General features: G+C 27.0%; 4 protein-coding genes. All 4 read left to right on the top strand.

Annotation, left to right across the window (positions count from 1 at the left end; translation table 11 throughout):
* A partial coding sequence (locus CD116_RS14010) for a DUF443 family protein (protein WP_240625129.1) occupies window positions 1-322 on the top strand: 322 nt, incomplete at its 5' end.
* A 79-nt stretch (window positions 323-401) separates the two neighbouring features.
* Complete coding sequence (locus CD116_RS11995; protein ID WP_047550092.1) at window positions 402-1034, top strand: DUF443 domain-containing protein; 633 nt, start codon at window positions 402-404, stop codon at window positions 1032-1034.
* A gap of 46 nt (window positions 1035-1080) precedes the next feature.
* The gene (locus CD116_RS11990) at window positions 1081-1710 is read left to right on the top strand and encodes a DUF443 family protein (RefSeq protein ID WP_047550090.1); all 630 of its coding nucleotides are present in this window, start codon (window positions 1081-1083) and stop codon (window positions 1708-1710) included.
* Window positions 1711-2174: 464 nt separating this feature from the next.
* Window positions 2175-2452: DUF443 family protein (locus tag CD116_RS14005; RefSeq protein WP_240625139.1), on the top strand; the 278-nt coding region annotated here is incomplete at its 3' end.

Here is a 2452-nt window from a genome sequence, read left to right as displayed (position 1 = left end):
GGTTATAATTATATGCTTCGTTGTATTTCTATGTATTTTAATCTTTTTTGTGCTTCTGAATCGAAAATTAAAATTGAAAGTTTTCGATAATAAAAAAGAAGAACAAAAAATAATTTTAGTACCAACATTAAAAAATGCTGTTCTAATATTATATGGCTATTTGTTGATTGGAGGCATGTCAATTTTAGCTTTAAGCATGTTGCTGACATTAGAAAACCAAAATTTAATAACTTTTATAGCTTGGGGTATTGGGTTAATGTTGTTTTTCTTGATGAATATAACTCTCATTGTCAATAAAACAGCGAATGTTATAAAAAGGTGAATAAATAACTAATTATATTGGAGTGTATTAACTGTTCTACAAATAAAAAATAATTAGAATAAGGTGGAAGTGATAAACAGTGCTTTGCGAATCTAGTATCATTAATAAAAACCCTAAATATCGATTAATCAAATACGAAAGTGAATACTTAATGATTGATTTAGCAAGTAATTGGATTGTTTTCTTCTTTCCATTTATTAACTGGATCTTACCGAAAACATATGTCAAAATCACTAAGAATGATTATGAAAAATTAAATATTGTCAAACCAGTTAAAAATAAATCGATAGGATGGACTATATTCGCGGGTATTGTGTTACTTGGTGGTACTGTAAGAAGAAATACTTATTTATTTGATTTTCAATTAGAAGAACTAATTGTTTGGAGCAGTTGTTTCATTGGGTTTTTAGGGATTATATTTTTTTATTGTTATTTAAATAAGAAATTAACATTAAATGTTTATAATGAAAGTAAAAATAATGAACTTAAATTAAGATTATTACCCTCTTTTAAAAATATTTGTTTCACAATTTTTTATTATCTCTTTACTGGTTTCATGTCTTATGGGGCATTTTACTTGTTGGTGTTTGAAAATGTGCAAAATTTAATCTTATATGTTTCTTGGCTTTTCATGACTATGCTATTTATGTTTATGAATATGCATTCAATCATAGATAAAAAAGTACATATATTCTTAAAGTCTAATAAATAGTTACAAATTTAGTTAGTTTTCAATTGTTAATTAGGGGTGGTAAACAGTGCTTTGTGAATCTAAACAAATTTATAAAAATCCTAAATATCGAGTTATTAGATATAATAATGAATATTTCATGGTCGATTTAGTAAGTACTTGGACTACTTATTTTTTCCCTATGATTAATTGGTTTTTGCCCAAAAAGTACGCAAAAATTAGCGAAAATGAATTTGAAAGGTTAAATATTGTCGAACCTGTTAAAAACAATGTTTTTTGGCCGGTTGCAGGAAGTTCAGTTCTATTTGGAATTATATTGAGAAAGTACGGTAACTTCTTTAATGTTCAGTTTGAAAAACAACTAGCAATCACTGTATTTTTTATCATGTTAATAGGGATGTTAATGTTTTATTTCTATCTAAATAAAACATTAACATTAAAAATTTTTAATACCAACGTGGTTAATAAGAATAGAGTTGTATTAATACCGACTTTCAAACAAGGGTTGTTAATAGTTTTTGCGTACTTTTTTTTAGGAAGCGCTTCAATATTTACTTTAACCATTCTTTTGACGACAGAGTCACAAAATATAATAATATTTTTAACTTGGGTTATTATCACGATGTTTTTCTTTTTAGTGAATATGGCTTCGATAGGTAATAAAAATGTTCATGTTATTTTAAGAATAAACGAGTAGTAAAAATGATCGAAATTGGTAGTAACGCATACTTAAATGATAGTTCAAAAAAGACAATCATATCTTAGAACAGGAAAATAGATAGTGATGTTTGAATATACCAAGTGAAAATGCCTATTGTAATTGATAAAGGAAGCCCTGCTTTAATTTAAAAATGAAATATAGAGCGTGTTATTTTGTATGATAGCTCTTATAACATTGGCGTTATTAATCCAATAGGATGGACGGTTTTAGCTGGTTTTGTTGCGGAATCTGTTTAGACAATTCTTATAAATTGGACTTTTCATACTAATAAATTTGAATTAAGAGATAAAACTGATTAGATAAGATATTAAATAGACGCTGGTATAGATGCTGTAGAAAAATCTGCAGAAAAAGCCATAGATAGTGTTGAAAGTGCTGTTGGTGAAGCTACAAAAAGTATATCTAATCATATAAATCCTATGAAATGGAGCTGGTAAAAAGTGCTGTGCGAATCTAAAATCATCAATAAAAACCCAAAATATAGAATTATTAAATATAATGATGAGTATTTAATGGTCGATATAATAAGCACTTGGATTAGTTTGTTTTTTCCATTTATTAATTGGTTCATCCCAAAAAGATATGTCAAAATCAGTGAAAAAGAATTTGACGATTTAAATATTGTTAAACCTGCTAAAAAAAATGTTTTTTGGCCAGTTGCAGGTAGCTCTGCTTTGCTGGGAGTTGCATTAAGAAAATATACACATTTACTTGACGT

Origin of the sequence: Staphylococcus schweitzeri, from assembly GCF_002902405.1 — a bacterium.
GTDB classification, from domain to species: Bacteria; Bacillota; Bacilli; order Staphylococcales; family Staphylococcaceae; genus Staphylococcus; species Staphylococcus schweitzeri.
Note: the sequence above shows the minus strand (reverse complement) of the source record. Positions and strands in the feature narration are given on the sequence as shown.